Below are 1,553 nucleotides of genomic sequence, written 5' to 3'. Positions count from 1 at the left end.
GGTGGAAGTACGTACCGGGCGGGTATCGGTGGCCGTGGCCGATCAGTTGGGTAAGCAGAATATGATAAGCACCCGCGAACGCGAGGGCATCCTGCTGCTGCCCAACCAGCAGGCCGTCCTGGCTCGCAAGGAAATCCGGCTGGTCAAGACGCTGGTCAAAGAACCCGTTTTGCTAAGCGAAACGGCCCCCAACCAGCCCAAATATTCTTTCGTATTCGAGGCTACCCCCGCGCCGCGGGTATTCAGGACGCTGGAACGTGCCTACGGACTTAGCATCGTGTTTGACGAGGAGCTATTGGCCAAATGCCAGTTCACGGCTGACCTAACGGATGTACCGCCCTACGAAAAACTCGACATTATTTGCCGCAGTATCGAAGCCACTTACCGCATTCTGGACGCCCAGATTATTGTCGATGGCAAAGGCTGCGAACCCTACCTCTAACTAGCTCAACCCTTAACCCTATGTGCCAATGAAATAAACCTAAAAATCACGGGAAGCCCCGATTCTACAAACAAAAAGAAGCTGGCGATGCACCACCATCACCAGCTTCATAAAACCCCTTCTTGACAGAATCGCATCCTTACGGATGTCGGGGCCTGTTTTGCCAAATGGATACCTAACAAAATTTTCAAAATTATGAAATTTAAACAATCTACCCAGCGACTCACGCTTAAAATCATGCAGTGGTCTCTTCTACATCTGTGTCTGGCGGCGGTTTTTGCGAACATTTCGCTGGCCCTCGACGTCTCCGCTCAGGAGATTCTCGATCAGCGTATTTCGGTGCGGGCCGTGGATCTGAAGATCAACACGGTACTATCCTACATCGAGGAAAACTCCGAAGTAAAGTTTTCGTACAGCCCCAATCTGATTCGGTCTTCCAGAAAAGTCACGCTGAATGCCTCGAACGAGAGGCTGTCGGTGGTACTTGACAAACTACTTGTTCCGCAAAATATTAGCTATGAGCTGGTTGGAAAACGCATTATTTTGAAGCGTAAACCAGTCATTCCGGAAAGCGAAAAAGCCGGGCGAGCGGAGACCGCCGTAGCGATTCCAATCGTGGACCGAACCGTCACGGGCCAGGTGACTGATGAAAACGGGGAGGGCTTGCCAGGAGTAAATATTTTACTGAAAAGTACCCCACGTGGCACGACAACCGATCAGGAAGGCAAGTACAGCCTGAGTATTCCCGATGGCGGTCAATCGACTCTGGTGTTTTCTTTTGTGGGCTACGAGCCACAGGAAGTGGCGGTGGGTAACCGGACAAGCCTCGACCTGGTGCTGACGCCCGATCTGAAATCATTGGAGGAGGTGGTGGTGGTGGGCTACGGGCAGCAGAAGAAGAGCAACGTCACCGGGTCGATTTCAACGCTGAAGGGTGCCGAAATTTCTAACGTGCAATCGCCAAGCTTCGATACCGCCCTTCAGGGAAAAATGCCCGGCGTGATGGTGTCGTCCAACGGCGGACAGCCAGGGGGTGGTATCGTGGTTCGTATCCGGGGGGTGGGTTCCATCAACAACTCCAATCCTCTCTATATCGTCGATGGAGTGCAGC

2 protein-coding genes are annotated in these 1,553 nt (G+C 52.6%); both read left to right on the top strand.

Annotation, left to right across the window (positions count from 1 at the left end; translation table 11 throughout):
* A partial coding sequence (locus ACEW8P_RS16045; RefSeq protein WP_373514094.1) for a FecR domain-containing protein occupies window positions 1-442 on the top strand: 442 nt, incomplete at its 5' end.
* A gap of 195 nt (window positions 443-637) precedes the next feature.
* On the top strand, window positions 638-1,553 hold a 916-nt coding region (locus tag ACEW8P_RS16040), incomplete at its 3' end, for a carboxypeptidase-like regulatory domain-containing protein (RefSeq protein WP_373514093.1).

Origin of the sequence: Persicitalea sp., from assembly GCF_041751555.1 — a bacterium.
Lineage (GTDB): Bacteria > Bacteroidota > Bacteroidia > Cytophagales > Spirosomataceae > Persicitalea.
The sequence above is the reverse complement of the archived record's forward strand: the minus strand, read 5'-3'. Positions and strand labels throughout refer to the sequence as shown.